Consider the following 24434-nt stretch of genomic DNA (forward strand, 5'->3'; position numbering starts at 1 on the left):
AAATCATTAACTGGCTAGAAAAGCCTTGTAGGCCCGGTAGGCCATATAAATATCCACCTTGCTGGCTATCTCCAGGGGAGCGTGCATGGAGAGGAGGGCCGGGCCGCAGTCGGCCACATCCAGGCCGAAATAGGCCAAAAACTTGGCTATGGTACCGCCGCCGCCGGCATCCACCTTACCCATTTCGCCGCTCTGCCAGATGACCTGATTCTGGTTGAAAATGTCCCGCAGTCGGCCCATAAACTCGGCACTGGCGTCATTGGCGTCGTATTTGCCCCGGGAACCGGAGTACTTATTTAAAACCACGCCGTATCCCAGGCGGGAAGCATTGTGCATGTCGAAGACATTTTCATAGGTGGGATCGACACCGGCGGTCACGTCAGCGGAAATGGCCTGGGAATTGGCCATAATCCGGCCCACGTGGACAATGCTGGTATTACCCAGGCGAGCAGCTAGCTCGCTCAAAGCATATTCCAGGAAGCGGGAGTGGGCGCCGGTATTACCTGTACTGCCGATTTCTTCTTTATCTACCAGGAGTACCAGGGCCGTATGCCGGGGGCCCTCCAGGTCCAGGATGGCCTGCAGGGCCGTGTAGCCGCAGACCCGGTCGTCCTGGCCATAACCTCCTACCAGGGAGCGGTCAAAACCCAGGTCCCGGGCCGGCCCGGCCGGTACCAGTTCCAGCTCTGCCGTAATCAGGTCCTCTTCCACCAGGCCATAACGTTCATTTAGCAACTGGAGAATGGCCAGGCGAATTTTATCTTTTACATCGTCTTCGCCGGGATAAGGTATGCTGCCTACCACCAGGTTTAAATCATCCCCGCTCAAGGCTTCTTCCATATTCTTTTTCATCTGCTCCTTGGCCAGGTGGGGTAACAAATCGCTTATGGTAAATATGGGGTCGGCGCTGTCTTCACCGATTACCACTTCCACCCGGCGACCGTTCCTTAACATAATCACGCCGTGTAGGGCCAGGGGAAGGGCCGTCCACTGGTATTTCTTGATGCCGCCGTAATAGTGGGTTTTGAACATGGCCAGGCCGTCTTTTTCATAGAGGGGCATGGGTTTCAGGTCCAGGCGCGGCGCATCAACATGGGCCCCCACCAGCCTTACGCCTTCGGTCAGATCAGCCGTACCCATTATACCCATGAGCAGGACTTTACCCCGCCATTCCAGGTAAAAACGGCTTCCGGGATTTAACCCCCGGCCGGGTGGCAGGTCAGCCAGGGAAATAAAGCCGCGTCCCCGGGCGGCTTCCAGGGCGGCCCGGATGGCTTCTCGTTCAGTTTTAGCCCGGCTTAAGAAGGTTTTATACCCCTCGGCAAAAGCAAATACCTTTTCCCTGGTGTCCTTTTCTAAAAGCTCCCAGGCACTCTTCTGAGGGAGAGCCAGTTCTTTTTGTAGTTTTTTGCCTCTGCTTTCTTCTTTTTCTGCCATAGGTAATTCCTCCTTTTATCAACCTGGAGGCAAATCCCCCATATTGATAACTTCCTCTTGCCAACCCCCTAGATTAGGGTATGCAACAGTCCGGCCAGCCAGTCATAAAAATTGCTCAGCTGGAGGGCCATGCCGGAGTTATAGAACTGCCGGGCCAGGGGTAAAAAACCCGGAGCTGCCGTCATGGCCGGTAGGGCCACGAGATAGCGCAGCATCCCTACCAGCAAAGCCAACCAGAAGACCTGCCCCAGGAGACCCAGGGCCAGGCCCAGGCCCCGGTTAAGCAAACCGGTAGAGGTCATATTTATCCCCATGGTGCTCCAGCGTGCCAGGCGGCGTAAAAGAAATAAACTGCCGTAAAAAAGGACCACCAGGGTTACTAATTCCAGGAGCAGGAAGACCAGCTGCCCGGCCAGGACCTGGCCCACCGTACCTCCGGGAGCCTTCTCCAGGCTCTCCAGCAGGCTTTGTTTTAACATCCCTGGTAACGGCGTGCCGTTTAAAAGGATTTCCAGCTGTCCGGCGGCAGCCTTACCCAGGGGCTGGCTGAGAACCGGCCGGGGTAATGGTAATAGGGGGGCCAGCCAGTTGCCCCAGCGACCGGTTAAGTGCCAGGCCTGGTCCACGGCTTCAGCCAGGGGCCGGGCATAGAGGGCTGCCGCCAGCCCAGCCACCAGGTAGCTGATCCACCCGGCTATGAGGTTAACAAAACCCAGGCGGTAACCCCGCCACGCACCCAGGGCCAGGAGCAGAAATAGAAGCAGGTCCAGGTAATTGAGCAACTAACAGCGTCCCTCCATACATTCTACCCTGAAATAACTTCGCTCCAGGCTGGCATTGTTTTTGCTCGCTCCCTGGTCCTCGCGGATCAGCCTACGGCTCAGCCTCGGGGCTCGGGCGGGGTTCCCGGCCTATTCGGCATCCTTGCCTCAGAGGCCGGCCTCGGACATCCTGTCCTCGGCCCCGCCCTCGCTCCTCGGCTTCGCCAAGGCTGCTCAACCGCTCGGACCAAGTCGCTCGCTCCAAACAAATGCCAGCCCGTTATTTTCATCCTTCTAATGTGTCGCGTTAGCGGTATGAGGGTCTTTTACCGGAAACTGTGTTCTTCACCGGGGAATTTCCCCTGGCGGACCTCTTCCCGGTAATCGGCAAGGGCCTTGACAATGGCTTCGCCCAGGTTTACATAACGCTTGACAAATTTGGGCTGGAAGCGGTCAAAGAGGCCCAGGAGGTCATGGTAAACCAGCACCTGGCCGTCACAATCAGGCCCGGCCCCAATGCCGATGGTAGGTACCGGTAATTCCGCCGTTATCCGCCGGGCCAGGTCCGCCGGTACGCATTCCAGTACCAGGGAGAAGACGCCAGCCTCCACTAATGCTTCCGCATCGGCGGCAATTCTATCGGCCGCATCTTTCTCCCGTCCCTGGACGCGATAGCCACCCAGCTGGACTACCGACTGGGGAGTTAACCCCAAATGACCCATAACCGGGATGCCGGCATCGACTATAGCTCGGACCATGGGTACCATAGCCCGACCACCTTCCAGCTTTACGGCATCGGCCCCACCCTCTTTGACCAGGCGGCCGGCATTATAAACGGCGTCCGTTACACTGGCCTGATAGGAAAGAAAAGGCAGGTCGGCCACCACCAGGGCTGCAGGATTGGCCCGCATAACGGCGCGGGTATGATGCACCATCTCATCCATAGTTACGGGTACTGTACTCTGGTAGCCCAGGACCACCATGCCCAACGAATCGCCTACCAGCAGCATGTCCATGCCGGCCTGGTCGGCCAGCAAAGCTGAAGGATAATCATAAGCGGTTACCATGGTGATCTTCTCCCCTCGCTCCTTCATGGCCTGGAGCTGGGGCAGGGTAATCTTAGTGCGTGCGGCCATTTTCCCCCTCCTTGTTCCATATGTTACCATGATAAAAGCTATAAGCTGGAAGTATTGACCAGCTATATGCTTATTATAACAGAAAATCCCCCTGCGGGGGATCGGCTGCCGGTTTAATTTCCAGTGGGAATTCCGGTGGTGAGGTCGCAGGATGGGGGACGCTGTTGGGCTGCGGCGCTTCCTGCGGATATTCAGGAGAGTCGATACGGTTGACCAGTTTAAATCCACCTGCCTTTTTTCTGTTATTATACCCGGCAGGGGAGGAGCGCATGCGCGGCCAGAAAAAGCCGCCCGGAGCGTTCCTCCGGGCGGCTCGTCATCTTCTCCCGCCTGGCGTGCGACCCAGGGCCCGGGGTCGTAACACCAGCGTTCCTGGATTTTATTTCGCCAGGCCGATCAGCTCTTCCGTATGTTTCTTCACCCACTCGGGGTCCTTCGGCTCGCGAGCCACGCCACTCTCCATGGCGGCCTTGGCCACGGCCGCTGCCACCGCCGGTGCCACCCGCAGGTCGAAGGCTTCCGGCATGACGAAATCAGGTGAGAGCCTGTCGCCCACCAGGTCGGCCAGGGCATGGGCGGCGGCAATCTTCATCGGTTCATTGATATCGGAAGCCTTCACGTCAAGGGCACCGCGGAAGATGCCGGGGAAGCCCAGGACATTATTGACCTGGTTGGGGAAGTCGCTCCGCCCCGTGCCCACAACGGCGGCGCCGGCTTCCCGCGCCTTATCGGGATAGATTTCCGGAACGGGGTTAGCCATGGCAAAGATAATGGGGTCTTTACCCATGGAGCGTACCATATCCTGATTAACGGCGTCTTTGACAGAGAGGCCGATAAAGCAGTTGGCGCCTACCATGGCGTCGGCCAGGGTGCCGCTGCGGTCTTCTTTGTTCGTGATCTTGAGCATTTCCTGTTTTTCCGCATTGAGGTCCTGGCGCTTTGAGGAGATAATTCCCCGGGAATCGCAGAGGATCACGTCTTTTACGCCCACGCTGAGCAGGAGCTTGGCAGTGGCAATGCCGGCCGCCCCGGCGCCGTTGATCACTACCTTGAGATCACCCAGCTCCCGCTTGGTGATCTTACAGGCGTTGATAATCCCGCTCAATACGACTACGGCCGTACCGTGCTGGTCGTCGTGGAAGATAGGAATGTCAGTGGTTTCCTTGAGGCGTCGCTCGATTTCAAAACAGCGGGGCGCGGCAATATCCTCCAGGTTGACGCCGCCAAAGGTAGGGGTCAGGAGCTGGACTGTCCTGACAATCTCATCTACATCCTGGGAATCGATGCAGATGGGGAAGGCATCGACACCGGCAAAGGTTTTAAAAAGCAGGCTTTTCCCTTCCATAACGGGCATGGCCGCCCGGGCGCCAATGTTACCGAGGCCAAGGACCGCCGAGCCGTCGGATACTACGGCAACCTGGTTCCAGCGCCGGGTGTAGACGTCAACGAGTTTGGGATCTTTATGGATTTCTTTGCAGGGCTCGGCGACACCGGGAGTATAGGCCAGGGAAAGATCCGTCCCATCCCGGACCTGTACCCGCCCCCGTACTTCGATTTTACCCTGCCATTCCTTATGCAGCTGCAGGGCTCTTTCCTGGGTATTCACAGCCTGTCGTCCCCCTTTTTCATATTTAAATATCGGTACGGGGTCACCCTCTACCGGGTTTCCCCGGCAACCGTATAGTTATAAAAGGGGCCGGCAGCTTTCCTGGAGGCCGCCAGCCCCGCTATCTCAACCTTTAAGCGTTCTTCTTCCTGGCGGCATCTTTAGCCTGGATCTCTTCGTAGGCGTTCAAGATATCCTTGGCGTTGAGGTAAACAGGCGTGTCGACCATCTTGCCCTGGTAGGAAATGGCAGCCTTACCCTGGGCAATGGCTTCTTCTTCAAAGGCTTTTACGACGCCGCGGGCCCATTCCACGTCGGCAGGGTCCGGGGAGTAGAGACGATTGGCAGGCTCAACCTGGCTGGGATGGATCAGCATCCGGCCTTCATATCCCATCTGCCGCCCCTGGAGAACACTCTTTTCAAATGCTTCCATATCCTGATAGGCAACAAACGGACAGTCAATGGCTACCACCCCTGCCGCCCGGGCGGCAACTGCCATATGGGCGCGGGCGTATTCCTGCTCTTTGCCTTCCGAGGTCAGTTTGACCCGCATATCCTTGCAGTAGTCCACGGCACCGAAGATGGCACTGACCACCCGCGGGCTGGCGATGCAGGATTCATAGGCATTGATAATACCTTTCGCGGTTTCCAGGAGCAGGGAAACCTTAATGCTCCCTATAGGTAGACCGCGGCGGCGTTCCAGTTCTTCCAGTTTCCAGTCCAGGCGCTTGACGTGGTCCGGATGCCCGCACTTGGCCAGGGTAACCCCGTGGAGTCCCTCATAAACAACGGCCTCCAGGTCGTCGTTGGTCATCTCGGTCTCCCAGTTGTTGATGCGCACGTATACCTCCGACCCGTTGGCCCCAACAGCCTTCAGGTTCTCGCGGATAAGTTTCCGCGCATTTTCCTTCTCCGCCGGGGGTACGGAATCTTCCAGGTCGAGGGTGATTATATCGGCGGGGAAAGTGGGGGCTTTGGCAATCATCCTGGGGTTGTTGCCGGGAACGTAAAGGACAGAACGCATTACAGGCATTGTTTATTACCTCCTAATGCTTGAGTACGTTTTTGAGGATACGCGGGATATCATTGGGGCTCATGGCCACGTAGCCACCAGCTTTCTGGATGGCTTCCATCTTGCTCTTGGCCGAACCGCGGCCCCGTTCCACAATGCTGGAGGCGTGGGAGAAGCGCTGGCCTTCCGGTGCCCAAGCACCTGCCACGTAGATGACGAAGGGTTTGGTAAATTTCCCGGCGGCAATTACTTCCGCACATTCTTCTTCCTGGGTACCGCCGATCTCAGAAAATACCGCTACGGCTTCCGTCTGGGGGTCTTCTTCAAAAAGGGGCAGCAGGTCAGCGAAGGAAGTCCCCAGGACCGGTTCCGTACCCGTGTGAACGACGGTGCTGACGCCGTAACCGTTTTCCTTAAGGATCCAGGGAATAGTACCCGACTGGCCGCCGCTGCGGGAGAAAACACCGATCGGACCGGGCCGGAAAAAGGAGTTGGCCCATTCTACATTGCCGCCCAGCCATCCGACTACCGCCTCTCCAGGCGTAATGATGCCGATGGAGCCCGGGCCGATGAGCCTGGTCCCCTTCAGCTTGCAGTACTCCACCATTTCCATGATGTCATGGATAGGGACCGATTCCACGCAGGGGACGATATTTTTCACGCCGGCGTCGGCGGCTTCTTTAACCGCTGTTTTCAAAGCCCGGCCGGGTACGAAGATAACGCTGAAGTCAATTTCCCCGTGTTCGGCTACGGCCTGCTTGACGGTATGATAGACGGGAATGCCCGCTACCTCTTCGCCGCCCTTACCGGGGCTCGTCCCGGCCACAACCTTCGTGCCGTAATCCTTCATATATTTGGCCCGGAGGGAACCCTCCCTACCGGTAATTCCCTGAACAATAACCTTGGTGTTTCTATCAATTAAAATCCCCATGCTTATCCCTCTTTATCCTTTTACTGGTTGGCGTTATCTTCAAGCAGGCCCCGCTTGCGCAGGTACTCATCCATTCCTTCAATGGGAACGTCAATTTTTATGGCGCTCTTGCCGCGGAACCAGCATTCATACTCGCAGGCAAGGCATTCTGTTCCCCGGCGTTTTATTTCATCTTCACTCAGGTGGGCCACAGAGGGTGCGCCGTCCTGGAGCTGCAGCATCCCCCGGGCAAACTTCTTGCATGCGTCGATACAGGCCTTTGTTTCACACTCGGTGCACTTGCTGGTGTCGATGGTAACTTTAATTGTTCTTTCCCAGAATTCAATCACTGGTTTCCACCCTGCTTTCGCTTTTCGGCTTGATATTCTTTAACAAGGGCCAATAACCTTTGCCCGATAAAATCAGTATCGGTAACATGCTCCCGGCCGTAGATCTCCACCCTGGTAGCACCCTCAACATTGCTTAACCCTTCGCGTAAAATGGCGAGGGATTCTTCTTCCTTGTTACCGCACAGCAGTAACACACAGGGCAGACCGGGTTTTTTGGGCAGGACTTCCCGCAGGGCCTTCACGACGGCGTGGGCGTGGTGCCATTGTTCCTGGTTGGCCATCATAAAGCCGCCCAGCAGGTAGCCATCAATGTTGGGCTGCGAGAGAACAACCTTGGCTACCCGGTACACTTTGGAAGCAACCGGATTGCCGCTGGTGTCTGCGTAGTTCGCCGGCTTCAGGTTGACCTTGTTCAGAGCGTCCATGCCCATCATGGCCGATCCGCCGCCGATGGGATGGTAGCCGATATAACCCGGACTTTTCTCGTCAAAGCCCATGCTCATCACGAAACCGGAACCGCGGGTGTCGGTCTTTTCAATGCCCCAACCGATACGGTCCAGTTCCGTGGGCTCGTGGGGGAAGTCCCTGGCAATTTCAATACCCATTTCCGGGTGACGGTAAACGCTGCTGTTGTCAACCTCCATCTTGCAGTCGGCCGCCACCAGTTCCCCGCTGGCGGTTAAGACCAAGGGGTTGATTTCCAGGGTAAAGCAATCATACTTTTTATAAGCATTCCACAGCTTGACCAAGATATTGGCAAAGGTCATCAGCTGGTCGTTGGGGATGCCGGCCTGAACCAGCATGTCGACAGCGTCATAAACTTCCAGGCCGTTTAAGGGTGAAATTAGAAGCTTAAAAATCTTCTCTTCCGGAACACTTTCGATGTCCATACCGCCCTCGGTGCTGAACATCATCATGGGGCAGCGGGCATTGCGAGCTGAATTAACAATAATAGTCACGTAATATTCCCGGGCGATATTAAGTTTCTCTTCCACCAGGACCTTGCGTACCGGATAGCCTTTAATTACCGTTCCAAGAATCGATGCTGCTGCCGCCCGGGCTTCTGCCGGGGTGTCGACTAGTTTTACCGCTCCTGACTTACCCCTGCCGCCAGCCTGCACCTGGGCCTTTACTGCGACGGGCTTACCCATCTCCGCCGCAATCTGTTCCGCTTCTTCCGGCGAGGATGCAGCCCGGCCCACAGGAACCGGAATCCCCGCCTTGCGTAACCATTCCTTGCCTTGATACTCTAATAGCTTAGCCATACTTTCGTCCCTTCCACAAAAATTTATTTGGTTGGAAAGACGACGTGCAAAATCCCTCCTGCTATCCCCCCTCTGTATCTATAATAGGCTGGCAAATGGTGTAAACCTACCCTATAGGGGTATCAATTCTTTATGCTATTACATATATTCTTGATGAAATTAAAAAATCCTGCTGGTTTGAAAAAAAATTATCGCAACCAGGTCAGCAGGTTTACCAACAGGGCGGCAATACCACCGGCCATCAGGGGCCCCACGGGAATACCGCCGAAAAAGGCAACGCCGATAATGGAACCTATAACCATACCGATCATCATCTGGGGAAAACGCTGAAGCAATTCCAGGCCCTGGCAGTTCATATGGGTGGCGATAATCCCGCTGGCGATGGCTATTATACCGGGTAAGGAAACAAAGGAGGCAAGCATATCCCGCGCTGAAACCCGGCCGGATGCAAAGGGCACCAGTACGGAAACCACCAGAAAAATAAGGCCGGCCTCCAGAGCGCGGCGTTCAAGAAAAGGATAGATTCTTTGCAGGTTAGTAAACTGGAGGAGTAAAAGAATAGCAGCAGCGGCTGCGATAACATTAGAGCGACCCAGGATGCCCAGCAACATAATAAGTAACAGGATCGCCGTTGTCGCGCTCATTGAATACGCCCCTTGTACCAGCCGTCCTGTACCATATATATGCCAGGGCACCCGGGACAATAACGCCATACGTGGCGTTAGCCGGCCTTTTTAATAATACCGCCCCCATACACCGGAACGACATCAATCGCGCCCACCCGGGAACAGAATTCTACATCCGCTTCCAGTCCCAGGTCAGCCAGGAGCCGGCCATGGAAACTAGCTTTCATAGCTGCCGAGGGATCATCCCGGTGGCAGTAATAATAATCCCTTGCAGTTAGAGCGCCGTCGCGCAAGACAAATTCTCCCAGCCCGGCAAGCCGGTCGACCAGTAACCCGGCTGCCAAAAAATCTTCCAGGGAGAAACGATCCCTGGTACCGGCACAAATTATGGTTATATCCGTTGCTGCTGCAGCAGCCAGCCCGGCCACAGCCGGAGCGTTGATCATGGCACCCAGGAATACCTGGCGGCCGCCTGCGGCCCGGCGAATGGCCCTGGTGCCGTTGGTAGTGGTCATAATCAACCTTTTGCCGGCAACAATTTCAGGGGTATACTCCAGGGGGGAATTGCCCAGGTCAAAGCCCGGTATTTTTAAAGCATTGCGCTCACCCCCAAGGAGTACCCGCTCGTCCTCCAGACGCTCGCGCATATCGATGGCTTCCTCGGGGGTTAGGACAGGAATTACCTCCAGGCAACCGGCCGCCAGGGCCACCGAAATGGTGGTCGTTGCCCGCAGCACATCAATTACTATGACCGCTTTATTATTAATGGCCTCATCCGGTATACCATTTATTCCCGTAAAGACATCGATTTCCAAACCCAATCGCACCTCCAACTCTTTCCGGTCAGTAGTTATTCGCGAAAGATAGGGCAGATTCCTGCCGCCGAAAGTTAAAGGTAATAATTAAACGGGAAGCAGGAACCCCGCCACCGGCTCCCGCTTCCCATATTTCTTAACTCTTAACTTACTTCAGCCACCTTCAGGGTAGTCCTCAAGGTATCGCCCCGCAGTCCCACCCGCAGGGCTTCCAGGGCCAGGACATCCCCTGGCTGGACATTGCCCAGGTTAACATTGGGTCCCAGGCGCATTATTAAGGCCTGCTGCTGCTGCTTCTGGGGAGCTTCCCAGATGACCCGTTCCGGCTCCTTGATGCCTGCCAGCAGGCTGTCCAGTATATCTTCTTTGACAGACCCGCGGCTGTCGTAAATGACGACTCCCTGACCTGATTCCCGGCCCTCGACGATGACATAGTCGGCTCCCGCCTCCAGGTCGACGGCAATCTGGCTCAGGAGATAGGCTGTGCTTAAGGCATCCCGTGGGTCCTTCTTGCCCACTTCAGTTATGACGCCAAAACCTGCCGCCCGGGCCTGACGCACCGCCGCCATCCGCACAGTTCGGCTCATGTCAATAGTTCCATCGGAGATTTCAATAAAAGAATATCCAAATTCCCTGGCTGTTTGCAGGTAAAGGTTCAGCCGCCCCTGGAGAACGGCGACTTCAAAGAAGGTGCCGCCGGGAAAAATATCAACACTATAAGAGCGTGCCAGGCGAATTTTTTCCTGTAAAATAGCCGCCGGGTAAAAGACAGAGGTGCCGAAACCAAGTTTTATAAAATCAATATAGGGTGCTGCCACCTCCAGCAAATCCTTGAACTCTGTAAGCCCCAGGCCCTTGTCAATAACCATGGTCAATCCTGCCCGCCTGGGTTTTTGCTGGCGTCCACCAATTGGAAACTCCAGGATATCATTCCAGGCAGCAGTTGATTTTTCCAGCATTCATTTCGCCCCTTCCTGCATGTTTATTTTTTAACTTGCTTTTTTATCTTTATGTCCCGGGCAGGAAGGGGGTAACATCTTTGCCGCCGGTACTTTTTCACAGGTCAGACGACTGTTACCCCACCATCTTTACCGCTTTACGCCATAAAAAATGAGTCCCACCCCCAGGATAATGGTCAGCATTTTTACAGGGGGGATCTTACCGGCCAGGCCCCAGAGTCCCAGGGCCGTCACCGTCATCATAACTGCCGGACCAACAAAAGCCAGGGTGGCATTTATTTTTAAAGCTGCTTCAACCCGGTTTAATTTTAACATCAGGATGGCTGCCGTCAATTCAATCATGCTGGACAGGACGCGCACTGCCGCCATGGCCAGCACATGTTTGTCCGGCACATAGAAAAACATGGCATCTCCTCCCATTATTTTTTATGCGCTGCCGAGAGAAAATAGAAGCAGCATCTTTTCTAGGAGGTTTTCAAGGTTGCAGCCATCTATAAAATTGCCCTTTGCCATCCTGTGTGCCGTACCGTTTATCATGGTCCTGGGCAACTCCATGCTGGTTCCCCTGCTACCAGTCATGCGCACCACTTTGAATGTCAGCCTGGTCCAGATCAGTCTTTTTATAACAGCCTTTTCCCTGGCAGCCGGCCTGGTCATCCCTTTTGCCGGTTTCCTGTCCGATGCCTATGGCCGCAAGCCCATTATGGCACCGGCCCTGATCATTTACGGTCTGGGGGGTCTGCTGGCCGGCCTGGCCGCCTGGCTGGTGGCTTCCCCTTATTACCTGATCCTGGGCAGCCGCATCCTCCAGGGTATTGGTGCCGGGGGTACGTACCAGCTGGCCATGGCCTTGACCAGCGACATCTTCCAGAGCAGGGAGCGTACCAAAACCCTGGGTTTGCTGGAAGCTTCCAACGGCCTGGGAAAGGTGGTGAGCCCCATTGCCGGCTCCCTTGCCGGCCTCATCGCCTGGTTCGCTCCCTTTTTTGTCTATGGCTTCCTGGCCATCCCCATTGGCCTGGCTGTGTGGTTCTTCATTAAAGAACCTTCGGGGCAAGATAAAAACAGGGTAACCTTCCGCACCTATTTCCGCGACCTGGGCCAGGTTTTCCAGACCAGGGGCTTGTCCCTCCTGGCCTGCATCCTGGCCGGAATGGTTGTTCTTTTTATCTTGTTTGGGGTTTTGAGTTATGTCTCTGATATCCTGGAAGCAAATTATAGCATCCGGGGCCTCAGCATCGGTCTGCTCATAGCCATTCCCGTGGCTACCATGGCCCTTACTTCCTATTTATCTGGTAGTTACCTGCAACAAAAGGCCGGCAACTTCTTGAAGATGACCGTTGTTGCCGGCCTGGTCCTGGAGACCGCTGCCCTGATAGTTATGGGCTTCTTTGATAATATCTATATCTTTTTCCTGGCCATGGTGGTCATGGGGATCGGCACAGGTATCGTCCTGCCCTCAGTCAATACCTTGATAACCAGTGTGAGCGCTAAGGAAAGGGGCGGCATTACCTGCCTTTACGGTTCCATGCGTTTCTTTGGCGTCGCCCTGGGACCCCCGGCCTTTGGCCTGGCCATGACCCTGGGCCGGTTGCCCCTTTTCCTGGGCGCCGCCGTCCTGGTAGGACTGATAACCTTTTTAACGGCGACCTTTATCCAGACGGAAAAAATGCTGCCCCCGGAACTGTTACCCGGTCATTAAAAGACCCGGGTTAGCTTACCCGGGGCTTTTAATCGTTTAACTCTTTCCGTTCGCCGGTGGCCAGGTAAATGGCTTCCTCGGCTATATTGGTGGCGTGATCGGCTATCCGCTCCAGATAACGGCTGACAAAGAGCAAATAGGTGGCCTGCGTAATGGTTTTAGGATCTTCCATCATAAAGACCAGCAGTTCCCGGAAGACCTGGTTGTGGAGCATGTCGATCTGGTCGTCCGCTCTGGCTACCGTATAGGCCAGTTCTGTATCTTCCCTGACATAAGCATCCAGGGCCTGCTTGACCATTACCTGGGATAATTCGGCCATGCGGGGAATATCGATTAAGGGCTTGATCAAAGGCTGGCCGGTTTCCAGGATACGCTGGGCAATACGGGCGATATCAACAGAATAATCGGCCATACGCTCTAAATCGGTAATAATCTTAAATCCGGCGGCAATTTTGCGTAAATCCTTGGCCATGGGCTGCTGGGTGGCAATAAGCTTTAAACACTGATCTTCAATCTGTAACTCCATCTCGTCGATAACAACATCGCCTCCAACCACTTCAGCGGCTATCCGGGCATCCTGCCTGGCCAGGCACTCTACTGACTTGGCAATGGTTTGCTCGACGATACTCCCCATGCGCAGGATGTTTTGCTGCAAATCTTCCAGGGAATGTTGAAAGCCCTGCCTGGTTGTGATGGCCATTGCTTGCCCTCCTGTAAGTTTGTTACCTTCCATTATATTCACCTCACTTCCTCTTTCTGACTTTTATGGGTTAAAAAAATGTTTTCCCTTAATTAGAGGTAATTTAACCGAAACGACCGGTAATATAATCCTCCGTCCGCTGGTCGCGGGGCCTGGTAAAGATGATTTCCGTATTATCGTATTCCACCATCTCCCCGTTGAGGAAAAAAGCGGTATAGTCGGAAACGCGGGCTGCCTGCTGCATATTATGGGTGACAATGACAATGGTATATTTTTCTTTAAGGACACGGATGAGCTCTTCAATTTTTAACGTGGAAATAGGATCCAAGGCCGAAGAGGGTTCGTCCATGAGAACTACTTCCGGCTCCACGGCTAATAGCCTGGCAATGCACAGGCGCTGCTGCTGGCCCCCGGATAATCCTAAGGCCGGCTGGCGCAGGCGATCGGCCACTTCTTCCCAGAGGGCCGCTGCTCTAAGACTCTGCTCTACAATTTCGTCCAGTTTTTTTCTGTTCTTAATGCCATGAATTCGGGGGCCATAGGCCACATTATCATAAATAGACATGGGAAATGGATTGGGTCGCTGGAAAACCATACCTACCCGTTTGCGTAAGTTGATGACATCAACATCGGGAGCATAAATATTCTCCCCATCTAAAAGAATTTCCCCGGAAAGTCGTACTCCTTCAATAAGGTCATTTAAGCGGTTTAAAGTCCGCAAAAAAGTAGACTTACCGCACCCCGAAGGGCCGATGAGGGCCGTGATGGAATTGGGTTTTATTTCCAGGCTAACATCCTTTAAAGCCCATTTAGAACCATAGTAAAAATTTAAATTGGTAACTTTTATTTTGGGTTGGATCATAAAAAATGATTACCTCCCGGTCGGGGCCAAACGAAACATGTCAATCACCAGGTCTAGAAATGAAGTGCATAAGCAAAAAGGGCACTCTTGCCCCTCCATTTTACCTTAAGAATATTTAAACGGCAATAGGAGTAACTTTAAGTTTAAGTTAACGCCGGCGTACAATGGCGTCGGCCATCCGGGCCACCCGCACCATGGCCCGGACGTCATGAACGCGAATTATATCGACCCCATGGGCAATACCAAGGGCCACCGTAGCAGCCGTTCCCTCCAGGCGCTGGTCAACGGGTAGATCGAGGGTCTTGCCAATCATTGACTTGCGTGAAGTGCCCAGGAGGATGGGTTTGCCCAGTACCTTTAGCTCTTGTAAACGGGCCATTACTTCCAAATTCTGCTGCAAGTCCTTGCCAAAGCCAATGCCCGGGTCGATAATAATCTTCTCCGGGGGTACCCCGTTTTCTTCTGCCAGGCGGATACTTTCTTGCAAGGAAGTGAGGATATCAAACATTAGATCCCGGTATGCGGTGCCCTGCTGGTTGTGCATGATAATGACAGGTGCCTGGTAGCGGCCACAAACAGCGGCCATATCGGCATCACCCCGGCAACCCCAGATATCGTTAATGATGTCAACTCCCAGGTCCAGGGCCCGCCGGGCTGTAACAGCCTTGTACGTATCTACGGATATAGGAACTTTGATTTCAGCCACCAGGCGCTTTAAAACCGGTTCCAGGCGGTGCCATTCTTCTGCGGCCGGCACCGGGTCGTGACCGGGACGGGTTGATTCCCCACCTACATCAATAATGTCGGCCCCTTCTTCCACCAGCCGGTGGGCATGCTCCACCGCCGCTCCGGGGTCATAAAAAAGGCCCCCATCGGAAAAGGAGTCCGGCGTTACATTGACAATTCCCATGACCAGGGTCCGCCGGCCCAGGACAAGGGGACCCCGCGGGCATTTGATCTCCTGAATGCCGGTCTTTTCCCATCTGTCCAGGGCAGCTTGAATAGCGACGGCCAGCTTGTTTAAGCCAAAATACTGCCGGGGCAGCTTTTCTACCAGAAGCTCCAGCTGGCGTCTGGTGGCAAAGAGCAGGACATCGGTCTTCTCGATCGACCAGCCGGCTACGCCTGCCGCCATGGCCGCCTCGCCGCCCCGGGCCAGCATTTCTTGTTTTAAGATATTGGCCGCCCTGGCCGGTACATCTTTTAGCTTGAGGCAGTAATGCAGGGCCTTGGGCACCATCAGCTCAATACCCCGGGCGTCAACGCCAATCTCCGCCATCAATTTTTGGGCCGTTGCTGCATCGGGAATGTTGATTATTTCTATGGTTTCATGCCAGGACACATAAATCATCCTCCGCATATATTATACCATTCTCTACACCTGGCAGTAAAAACCCCACCCGCAGGGGGGTGGGGTCCAGGCAAGGAATTATCAAGGGCTCTACCCTAGAACAGTCCGGTGATAACGCCGTCGGCATCAATATCAATATTGCAGGCTGCCGGGCGCTTGGGCAGGCCGGGCATGGTCATAATGGTACCGGTAATGGGGACGATAAAGCCGGCCCCCGCTGAGAGCCTTACCTCGCGGACGGTAATGGTAAAGTTCCGGGGCCGCCCCAGCTTGGTCATGTCGTCAGAGAGAGAGTACTGGGTCTTGGCCATAACCACCGGCAGGTTGCCGTAACCCATGGCTTCAAAACGCTCGATGGCCTTGTCGGCATCCGCCGTGTAATTAACCCCATCGGCGCCGTATATTTCTGTGGCGATTTTATTAATCTTTTCTTTGATGCTGAGGTCCAGTTCATAGAGGGGATGGAAGTTAGACGGTTTTGTTTCAATGGTTTTAAGTACTTTTTGCGCTAGTTCAATGCCGCCGGCGCCACCTTTAGCCCAGACTTCGGACAGGGCCACTTCGGCTCCGGCTTTGTTGCACAGGTCATAGAGGAGGTTTAATTCAGCTTCCGTGTCGGTGGGGAAGGCGTTAATGGCCACCACGGCCGGTACCCCGAATTTGCCAACGTTTTCAATATGCTTCTCCAGGTTCTCAAAGCCCTGACGCAGGGCTGCCAGGTTTTCCGTGGCCAGATCCGATTTCGGTACGCCGCCGTGCATTTTGAGGGCGCGGACGGTGGCGACAATGACGGTAACGTCGGGTTTGAGACCGGCATAACGGCACTTGACGTTATAAAACTTCTCGGCCCCCAGATCGGCGCCGAAACCGGCCTCGGTTACAACATAGTCAGCCAGCTTGAGGGCGGTCCTGGTAGCGGTTATACTGTTGCAGCCGTGGGCGATATTGGCAAAGGGACCGCCGTGGACGAAGGCGGGGGTGTTCTCCAGGGTCTGAACCAGGTTTGGTTTAATAGCATCCTTCATCAGCAGGGCCATGGAACCCTGGGCTTCCAGGTCACCAGCAGTTACGGGCTTGCCGTCATAGGTATAGCCGACGACAATACGGCGGAAACGCTCCTTCAAGTCCATGAGGTCGCTGGCCAGGCACAGGCAAGCCATGACTTCCGAGGCTACCGAGATATCGAAACCGGTCTCCCGGGGGACACCGTTGGCTTTACCGCCCAGGCCGATAACGACATTGCGCAGGGCGCGGTCATTGAGATCAATAACCCTTCTCCAGGTAACGGTCCTGGGATCGATGTTTAAAGCGTTGCCCTGCTGGAGGTGGTTGTCGACCATGGCCGCCAGGAGGTTATGGGCATAGGTGACAGCATGGATGTCACCGGTAAAGTGCAGGTTGATGTCTTCCATGGGTACAACCTGGGCATAACCGCCGCCGGCAGCGCCACCTTTGATGCCGAAACTGGGACCCAAGGAGGGCTCCCGCAGGCAAACCATAACCTTTTTCCCCAGGCGGGCCAGGGCGTCTGTGAGACCGACACTGGTGGTCGTTTTACCTTCACCGGCAGGGGTGGGGGTAATGGCCGTGACCAGGATGAGCTTGCCATCGGGTTTATCCTTGAGCCGGCGGTAGACATCAAGGGAGATTTTGGCCTTGTATTTACCATATAGCTCCACTTCATCTTCCTCAATGCCTAGAGCCCGGGCCAGCTCCATAACGGGTTTCATTTTGGCCGCCTGGGCGATTTCAATATCGCTGGGTATGTTGGCCAATTTGAACACTCCTTTCAATTCAAAAAAATGTACATCCACCCGGGTGGATATTAGTGAAATTCTACACAAAGTCCAAATTTCCTGCTGACCCAGCTACTTTATTTGAGTTCTAACCCCCTTACCCTGTACCTGCCCGGACTATCATTCCTAATTATACACGTTTCTTTGCAAAAAACAAACAATTAATTTTTGTGCTTCATAACAGCAGAAAAAGCAAATATCTTAACCTTTTGCGTTCTCACCAGGTTCGGGTGCAATAATGACTGGAGGGCTGTCAAGGAGTAAAGCCTGCCTCGCTACTTCCAAGATGGCTTCCCCGGGAGCAGGGCCTAAAACGCCCCTGCTTATCTGAATGTTAAAGGTCCTGGCAGCTGCACGGACCGTCTCCAGGACCCGCAGCAGGGGAAAGGCCTGCCAGTCCAGGAGGTGGACTACCACGGCAGTTTCCCGGCCGGCTTCCTGCCCCCTGGCAGCGATTGCTCCCCCTCCTTTCTGGTTAAGGACCCGGGCCAGGTGGTAGGCCACCCGGACGTCGTCGGTACTGAGATAAAGGGTATAGTCCAGGACCTTCACCCCTCCTCACCACCCTTTGACGTACATTCCTTAATACTATTCGAGAAGAAAACCTTCCCTGGCAAGGTTGCCGGCAATTATATCTAAAATATCTTCCCTGGCTGCTTCCACGGTATGCAGGTGCACACCATTGTTCGTAAGGGTATACAGGGGCCGCGCTCCGCTGGCCTTTAAATCGGCGACAAATTTTTGGACATCATAACGGGAGGCGAGCATCAAGTAACCGCGGATTTCCCCGTACAGGGGGTGTTCTACCACGACATCAATTACCTTTCCCCCGCAATCGACTATTATCTGCAATTCCTGCTCCAGGCCGGCCAGGTCATGCTGGCAGGCAAAAACACGCTGGCAACGGGTATCCGGACCCGGTAGGAGATAGCCCTGGGGAGTAGCCAGGATATTGTATCCTGCCGCCCGCAATACGGCCACGTCCTGGACAATAACCTGGCGGCTGACGCCAAGGAGGGCAGCCAGCTCGGTGCCCTTGCGGGGCTGGTTATTATCTAAAAGTTCGAGGATCCTCTGCCGGCGTTCACTGGCTTTCATGAAGCTTTCAGGCCTCCATTAAAGAAAAAGACCGGATTACACGGCCTGTTCTTCCCCCAGTTCGCCGGGGGTAAAAAAGAGGGCTATTTCCCGGGCCGCACTGGCCGGGGAATCCGAACCATGAATAACATTCTTGCCCACCTCAAGGGCATAGTCCCCGCGAATGGTACCGGGAACGGCATCTTTTGGATTGGTGGGACCCATCATCTGCCGTAAACCGGCAATAACACCGGGTCCCTCTAAAACCATGGCCACCACCGGACCCGAGGTAATGTGGCTGATAAGCTCCTGGTAAAAGGGTTTGCCCTGGTGCTCGGCATAATGCCTGGCTGCCAGTTCCGGCGTTAGCCGCAGCATTTTCAGGGCTACAATCCGGTAGCCTTTGAGCTCAAACCTGCTGATAATAGCCCCGATGAGGCCCCGTTCCACCCCCTCGGGTTTAATCATGGCAAAGGTGCGTTCCACTACCATACTCCTTTCAAACAATGAAGATAAGTTAATTTGATCGGCAGTTCCTTATGGGGACCATCGCCTGTGGTGCTTTCAGTTCCTGCCCCGCCGGACGCTACTGGCTGCTGGCTTTCCTTTGGCAGGTTCTCTTGCTTGTTGCCTTCCGGGTTGCGCTCGTTATAGGCTTCAATAATCGCTGTAAATTCTTCGGCTTCCAGGGTTTCCTTTTCCATTAATGCCCTCGCAACCAGGTGTAGTTCGGCCATATGCTTTTGGAGGAGTTCTTTGGCCCGGTTGTAGCATTCATCAATGATGCGGCGGGCTTCCTTGTCGATGGAAAAGGCTACTGCTTCGCTATAATTACGGTCCCGGGCTATATCACGGCCCAAAAAGACGGTTTCTTGCTTACGGCCGAAGGTCAGGGGGCCCAGTTCATCGGACATACCAAACTCGGTGATCATTTTACGCACCAGTTCTGTGGCCCGTTCCAGGTCATTCTGGGCTCCTGTACTGACTTCCTTTAGTACCAGGGCTTCAGCAACCCGCCCCCCAAGGAGCATGGTCACCTGGTCCAGGATCTGGGACTTGGTCATATAGCGGCGATCTTCCTTGGGCAGGAGCAGAGTATAACCTCCAGCCCGCCCGCGGGGGATAATAGAGACTTTATGCAGGGGATCGGTATGGGGCAGATAATGGCCAAGGAGGGCATGCCCGGCTTCATGGAAGGCTACCAGCCTTTTTTCATAGTCGCTGATAACCCTGGATTTTTTCTCCGGGCCGGCTATAACCCTCTCAATGGAATCCTCCATCTCTTCCATGCCGATCTTGCGCTTACCGCGCCGGGCAGCCAGTAAGGCCGCTTCATTAACCAGGTTGGCCAGGTCGGCACCGGTAAAGCCCGGCGTCCGCCGCGCCAGGACATCAAGGTCCACGGTATCATCCAGGGGTTTTCCGCGAACATGGACCTTTAAAATTTCTTTCCGTCCTACTACATCAGGTACATCGACCACTATCTGGCGGTCGAAACGCCCCGGGCGCAGGAGGGCAGGGTCCAGAATATCGGGCCGGTTGGTGGCCGCGATGATAATAATCCCTTCGTTGGCATTAAAGCCGTCCATTTCTACCAATAATTGGTTTAAAGTTTGTTCCCGTTCATCGTGACCGCCGCCCAGACCGGCACCCCTCTGGCGACCCACGGCATCAATCTCATCAATAAAGACAATACATGGTGAATTCTTTTTGGCCTGCTCAAAGAGGTCTCGTACCCGTGAAGCACCTACGCCAACAAACATTTCTACAAAATCAGAACCGCTGATGCTGAAGAAGGGTACCCCTGCTTCCCCGGCAACGGCCCGGGCCAGCAAAGTTTTCCCTGTCCCCGGAGGACCGTAAAGAAGGACACCTTTGGGGATCCTCGCCCCCAGTTCATTAAACTTGCGGGGATTTTTGAGAAACTCCACGACTTCTTCTAATTCCTCTTTAGCCTCATCGGAGCCGGCAACATCGTTAAAGGTGACCTTGCGTTTTTCATCAGTATGCAACCGCGCCCGGCTCTTGCCGAACTGCATCACGCGCGAGCCGCCTCCCTGGGTCTGCTGCATCATAAAGAATACCAGACCCACCAGGAGGAGAATCGGCAGCATACTCCCAAGTAAATTTGTCCACCAGGGTGGTTGCGGCGGTAGCTGGGCTTTGACAGTGACCCCCTTCGCGGTAAGTCTGTCAATCAGGTTGGCCGCCGCAGGTGCATTGACTGTAAACCGGGTATTATTTTTCAACAGCCCATCAATTTTAATAATGCTATCATGAGGTGTTAAAGTAACTTCCTGAACCTGACCCTGATCTACTGCCTGGTAAAAGCGGGTCAAATCCCATTCTTCAACAGCCCGCTCTGTTGGCGTCGATAACCTGATGATGGAAACGGCCAGTAATACTATGAGCAGATATACGGTCAGGTTCTTAAAAATTCGATTCAACGGGTCACCCTCCTCTTACCCCGCCCTGCATCTTATAGCTATATATTGTAGCATACGGTAAATATGATTGCAATTTAAGTTTTTACTTTAATTTTGCATGGCCAGGGTTCCAGTTTTAGATGCAGGGCCAAGCGGGTTGCCGGCGTAATTTTAAAATCTTCGGCCAGGCGTAAACCGGCCACCCACGCAATACGCCGCCCGCTTACAATTAAGGGCACCAGGCGACGCCTGGCTGCCGGTAAATGAATATCGCTGAAAAAATCCTGGAGTTTCTTGTTGCCGGTAAGACCCAGGGGCCGGAAATAATCCCCGGGCTGCCAGTTACGTACCACCAGGGGTTTTTCTGTTTTTTCCCAGTCCAGCCAGGCCTCATCTTCCCCGCCTTTAAAAACGGAAGGCGGTTCGGCCAGCTCGGCGCGGATGGCCTGACCCAGCTCTGGTAAAGGCGTTAACCCCGGTACCTGCAGCGGGTAGGAAAAAGTTATGGCCTGTTGCTTTTCTGCCGGTACCAGCAGGATTAACTCCGCCCCCCCGGCCTCTACCCTTAAATGCCCCGGCCAGGTAATGGTGCCACCCCGGAAAGCTATTTCCCTGGCCCCTTCCACCTGGTCGAAGCTTACCTTTCTCCCCAGGGAGGTAGCCGCAAGGCGCAAAACGCGGCGCTGGATTCCCGGGGGGAGAGATATCCACTTCTCCCGGTCCAAGGCCAGGCAGCCGGGCTCCTGGCGTATTTTTATCCTGGTAAAGGCTTCTTCGGCCAGATTAGCCAGGATCTCTTCTTCCTCCTGCAGGATAACGGCGGTCCGGCTTAAGGTTCGGACAATGGCCGGGTTAAATTCCCGGGCCAGGAAGGGCAATAACTGGTGTCGGATTTTATTACGCCGCAAGGTGACGTCCCGGTTGGTAAAGTCCTGGCGGGGTTCAAGGCCATGCCGGCGGCAGTAGTCCTCTATTTCCGCCCGGGAAATAAAAAGCAACGGCCTGATAACCTGGCCGCGCTGGGGCAGCATAGCTTTAAGCCCCGTCAGGCCGCTCCCCCGCAGGAGATTTAATAAAACCGTTTCGGCCTGGTCTTCAGCCTGGTGGCCAACGGCAATTTTACCGGCCCCGACCGCAGCGGCAACTTCCAGGAAAAAGCGGTAACGTACTTCCCGGGCTGCTTCCTCCAGGGATAGGCGGTGCTCCCGCTGGTAGGCAGCCACATCCCGGCTCTCTATTGTTACCGGCAGGCCCCATCTCCCTGCTAGTTTACGAACGTATTCGGCATCGGCAGCCGCCTCCGGCCGTAACCCGTGGTTTAAATGGGCGACATGCAGGCTATGGCCAAATTCATCCTGTAACGCCCGCAGGCTGTGCAACAGCGCCAGGGAATCCGGCCCCCCGGATACCCCCACCACTACTTTATCCCCTGGTACCAGGAGACCGTATCGCCGTACTGTTTGCCGGACCCGGTCGAGCATAAAGGTCCACCCTCAAAGGTCTTCATATCGCCTTTATTTCGGCATGACGGGCCTTTTTCCTGCTTCATCTGGTGAGTTTTTCCTTAATTAAAATACATTATACGCCCGTCCTTTCTATCCTGGCTACCATGACTGTCATATCATCCCTAGGCTTACCATCGACGAGGGCCCGTGCCTGTTTTAATAGACGGTCGGCTATTTCCTGAGGCCGGGCATCGCCTACCCGCTGTAAAGCTTTAGCCAGCCATCTTTCCTTTTCGTTTATGTCCCGGTGAGCTTCCAGGACACCGTCGCTGACCATGACCAGCAAATCGCCTTCCTGCAGCTCTTCGCGCATGGGTTCCAACTGCAGGTCTTCCAGGATCCCTACCGGCAAAGAGTGGCTGCTCAAGGTTTTGACCAGGCCATCCCGTTGGATAAAGGTGGGACACGCTCCCAGTTTATAAAATTCAGCCGTACCGTTACCACAGTTGATTAAAGTCAGATCGCAGGTAGTAAAGCTCTCTTTGGGTGTTCTTAACAGGAGGATCATATTAACGGTCCGCAGGGTCTTTTCCGGAGTAAAGCCGGCTGCCAGCAGGTCGCGCACCAGTTCGATGGCGGTAGAGCTTGTTTCAGCAGCCTCCCGCCCGGCGCCCATGCCGTCTCCCAGGACCAGAAGCTGCCTCCCGGGTTCCAGGTTGGCTACCAAACAGGCATCGCCAGAAACATCTGCCTTGTAGCGGGGCGTAGCCGCCGTCCCAACGGTGAGCTTCCACCGCGGTGATTCCCTTCCTTCCTCTTCCCCGACCCCTGCTTTGGCCTTCCCTTCCACCAGCATTGCCGCCAGGGTTTCAAAGGTGGCCGCCAGCCAGGTATTCAGGCTGTTCTCTGCTGGAAGGACTTGCATTTTGCTGGCCTCGCTTATCAACGCCGCCAGGAGTTCCCGGCAACGGCTGCAACGTGAGGCCAGCCATTCAGGTATATCGGCTGTTGTCAGGCAGCCATGGCTTCCCTTTTGTAATAGTTCCTGCAGCAAGGTTACCATTTGCACGCCTTCCAATTCCCAGCAGACCTTGCCGGCCGGGCAACCACGGCAGGTGGCCCGGGCTACCTGGCGCACGGTAACCTCGGGACTTTCCTTAAAACCGGTAAATTTAAGGCTCCGCGCCAGGCTTTTCAAGGCCTTCCTTAATGCCTCCTGCCGTCCGTGGTCTTCTTTAAGCGCCGGCGTGCTTACCGGTGCGGCAAGGAATCTCTGCAGGTTGTTGATCAGGAAAGAAGGAGTAGCTACCAGGGCCAGGGCGACCAGTACCCCTTCCTTTAAAGCCGCCAGGACACTTTCTTGTCCAAGGAAATAGTTGGCTAAAAGCAGGTGGGCCAGCAGGAAGCCGCTGATAACCCCCGGTTTGCCCAGGCTTTTTAGAGAACCGGCAATTAAACCGGCAAAAGCGAGAAGCCCTGCCAGGGCCGGCGTCACCAGCTGGGAGAGGCTGGGCAAAAAGCCGACCGCCGCCCCGGCTGCCGCCCCGGCCCCCGGCCCGCCCGCCAGGGATACCAGCAGGATGATATAGCGACTAATCACGCCCTGCAGGGAAAGATCAAAAAAACGCCATTCCTGCAGGCCCAGGAGTACCCCCACGAGGAAGAGACCTCCACCCAGGAGGCGCTCTTCCTGCCGCGTGGTTATGGAGGCATAGAGAAACGCGAGGCTCAATCCCCAGGCCAGAAGGGCTTCAAAGATTACCTGAATCCAGCCATAAAAGGAAGGCTGCCAGAGAGTAAGGCTCAATCCTCTGACCAGGATAATGGTCGCCGGCGCCAGGGTGGCCTGGGTTAAGATACTGCCCCGGCGTAAAGCAGGATAAAGGCTAAAAATTAGTCCCAGAAATAAAAAAAGGAACAGGCGGCTGTAGACTGGAGCAGTGCTGCTGAACCAGCTGCCGGCCATGCTGATCAAGACCACTGGCCAGAGGAGGCGCGGCCGCCGCACAGCGGCGGTAATAACTGAGGCCGGGCCAAAGGGGAAAAGTTCCTCCAGCAAAACCCCCCGTGCCAGGAAAAATGCCGCCACCAGGAAAAGAAAGTCGAGTCCCAGGCGGGTTGTCGCCGTTAGTTCGATTTCCCGCCGGTAAGGATGAATTCCGGGTTGGCCGGACATAAAACCACCGCCTTTACCATTA

23 protein-coding genes are annotated in these 24434 nt (G+C 54.9%); 1 reads left to right on the top strand and 22 read right to left on the bottom strand.

From position 1 onward, the window contains the following. Positions 1–6: 6 nt before the first annotated feature. From FLZ89_RS05850 to FLZ89_RS05905, 12 genes are all read right to left on the bottom strand, one after another. Positions 7–1437: an aminopeptidase gene (locus FLZ89_RS05850; RefSeq protein ID WP_141263697.1), complete on the bottom strand. Its 1431-nt coding sequence runs from the start codon at positions 1435–1437 to the stop codon at positions 7–9. 68 nt (positions 1438–1505) lie between these two features. Continuing rightward, complete coding sequence (locus tag FLZ89_RS05855; RefSeq protein WP_141263696.1) at positions 1506–2219, bottom strand: CvpA family protein; 714 nt, start codon at positions 2217–2219, stop codon at positions 1506–1508. A 305-nt stretch (positions 2220–2524) separates the two neighbouring features. Then, the gene (gene panB / locus FLZ89_RS05860; protein WP_141304625.1) at positions 2525–3334 is read right to left on the bottom strand and encodes a 3-methyl-2-oxobutanoate hydroxymethyltransferase; all 810 of its coding nucleotides are present in this window, start codon (positions 3332–3334) and stop codon (positions 2525–2527) included. 379 nt (positions 3335–3713) lie between these two features. Beyond that, positions 3714–4940: an NAD(P)-dependent malic enzyme gene (locus FLZ89_RS05865; protein ID WP_141263694.1), complete on the bottom strand. Its 1227-nt coding sequence runs from the start codon at positions 4938–4940 to the stop codon at positions 3714–3716. 133 nt (positions 4941–5073) lie between these two features. Beyond that, positions 5074–5973, bottom strand: a complete 900-nt coding sequence (locus FLZ89_RS05870) for an HpcH/HpaI aldolase/citrate lyase family protein (RefSeq protein WP_141263693.1) — start codon at positions 5971–5973, stop codon at positions 5074–5076. A gap of 13 nt (positions 5974–5986) precedes the next feature. Next, positions 5987–6883: a succinate--CoA ligase subunit alpha gene (locus FLZ89_RS05875; protein ID WP_141263692.1), complete on the bottom strand. Its 897-nt coding sequence runs from the start codon at positions 6881–6883 to the stop codon at positions 5987–5989. Between the two features lie 20 nt (positions 6884–6903). Beyond that, positions 6904–7212 (bottom strand): hypothetical protein, encoded by a 309-nt coding sequence (locus tag FLZ89_RS05880; protein ID WP_141263691.1) that lies wholly within the window; start codon positions 7210–7212, stop codon positions 6904–6906. Continuing rightward, positions 7209–8477, bottom strand: a complete 1269-nt coding sequence (locus tag FLZ89_RS05885; RefSeq protein WP_141263690.1) for an ATP-grasp domain-containing protein — start codon at positions 8475–8477, stop codon at positions 7209–7211. The genes FLZ89_RS05880 and FLZ89_RS05885 overlap by 4 nt, the downstream gene beginning before the upstream one ends. A 188-nt stretch (positions 8478–8665) precedes the next feature. Next, positions 8666–9121, bottom strand: a complete 456-nt coding sequence (locus FLZ89_RS05890; RefSeq protein WP_141263689.1) for a DUF441 domain-containing protein — start codon at positions 9119–9121, stop codon at positions 8666–8668. Between the two features lie 77 nt (positions 9122–9198). Then, complete coding sequence (locus FLZ89_RS05895) at positions 9199–9924, bottom strand: 2-phosphosulfolactate phosphatase (RefSeq protein WP_216363852.1); 726 nt, start codon at positions 9922–9924, stop codon at positions 9199–9201. A 137-nt stretch (positions 9925–10061) separates the two neighbouring features. After that, complete coding sequence (locus tag FLZ89_RS05900) at positions 10062–10877, bottom strand: phosphosulfolactate synthase (protein WP_141263687.1); 816 nt, start codon at positions 10875–10877, stop codon at positions 10062–10064. Between the two features lie 129 nt (positions 10878–11006). Then, positions 11007–11282: a YqhV family protein gene (locus tag FLZ89_RS05905; RefSeq protein ID WP_141263686.1), complete on the bottom strand. Its 276-nt coding sequence runs from the start codon at positions 11280–11282 to the stop codon at positions 11007–11009. A gap of 76 nt (positions 11283–11358) precedes the next feature. Between FLZ89_RS05905 and FLZ89_RS05910 the strand changes: the two genes are divergently transcribed. Continuing rightward, a complete protein-coding gene (locus tag FLZ89_RS05910; RefSeq protein ID WP_141304626.1) occupies positions 11359–12579 on the top strand; it encodes an MFS transporter in 1221 nt (406 codons plus the stop codon). 28 nt (positions 12580–12607) lie between these two features. Here FLZ89_RS05910 and phoU read toward each other — a convergent pair whose 3' ends face one another. The 10 genes from phoU to FLZ89_RS05960 form a co-directional block, all read right to left on the bottom strand. Beyond that, a complete protein-coding gene (gene phoU / locus FLZ89_RS05915) occupies positions 12608–13279 on the bottom strand; it encodes a phosphate signaling complex protein PhoU (RefSeq protein WP_253256417.1) in 672 nt (223 codons plus the stop codon). Positions 13280–13382: 103 nt separating this feature from the next. Continuing rightward, complete coding sequence (pstB, locus tag FLZ89_RS05920; RefSeq protein ID WP_141263683.1) at positions 13383–14141, bottom strand: phosphate ABC transporter ATP-binding protein PstB; 759 nt, start codon at positions 14139–14141, stop codon at positions 13383–13385. Between the two features lie 148 nt (positions 14142–14289). Then, positions 14290–15492 (bottom strand): dihydropteroate synthase, encoded by a 1203-nt coding sequence (gene folP, locus FLZ89_RS16385; protein ID WP_172613467.1) that lies wholly within the window; start codon positions 15490–15492, stop codon positions 14290–14292. Between the two features lie 95 nt (positions 15493–15587). After that, positions 15588–17258 (bottom strand): formate--tetrahydrofolate ligase, encoded by a 1671-nt coding sequence (locus FLZ89_RS05930; protein ID WP_172613685.1) that lies wholly within the window; start codon positions 17256–17258, stop codon positions 15588–15590. A gap of 231 nt (positions 17259–17489) precedes the next feature. Further along, entirely contained in the window at positions 17490–17840 is a 351-nt protein-coding gene (locus tag FLZ89_RS05935) for a hypothetical protein (RefSeq protein ID WP_141263680.1), read from the bottom strand. 36 nt (positions 17841–17876) lie between these two features. Beyond that, a complete protein-coding gene (locus FLZ89_RS05940) occupies positions 17877–18386 on the bottom strand; it encodes a transcription repressor NadR (protein ID WP_141263679.1) in 510 nt (169 codons plus the stop codon). Positions 18387–18422: 36 nt separating this feature from the next. Next, positions 18423–18851 carry a nucleoside-diphosphate kinase gene (ndk, locus tag FLZ89_RS05945; RefSeq protein WP_172613468.1) on the bottom strand — a complete coding sequence of 143 codons (429 nt, stop codon included), beginning with the start codon at positions 18849–18851 and terminating at the stop codon, positions 18423–18425. Further along, on the bottom strand, positions 18851–20812 hold the full coding sequence (gene ftsH / locus FLZ89_RS05950; RefSeq protein WP_141304628.1) for an ATP-dependent zinc metalloprotease FtsH: 1962 nt from the start codon (positions 20810–20812) through the stop codon (positions 18851–18853). Before ftsH ends, ndk begins: the two co-directional genes overlap by 1 nt. 74 nt (positions 20813–20886) lie before the next feature. Further along, a complete protein-coding gene (gene tilS / locus FLZ89_RS05955; protein WP_141263676.1) occupies positions 20887–22272 on the bottom strand; it encodes a tRNA lysidine(34) synthetase TilS in 1386 nt (461 codons plus the stop codon). 97 nt (positions 22273–22369) lie between these two features. Further along, the gene (locus tag FLZ89_RS05960; RefSeq protein WP_141304629.1) at positions 22370–24412 is read right to left on the bottom strand and encodes a SpoIIE family protein phosphatase; all 2043 of its coding nucleotides are present in this window, start codon (positions 24410–24412) and stop codon (positions 22370–22372) included. Positions 24413–24434 lie beyond the last annotated feature (22 nt).

Source organism: Moorella sp. E306M (assembly GCF_006538385.1).
Lineage (GTDB): Bacteria > Bacillota > DSM-521 > Neomoorellales > Neomoorellaceae > Neomoorella.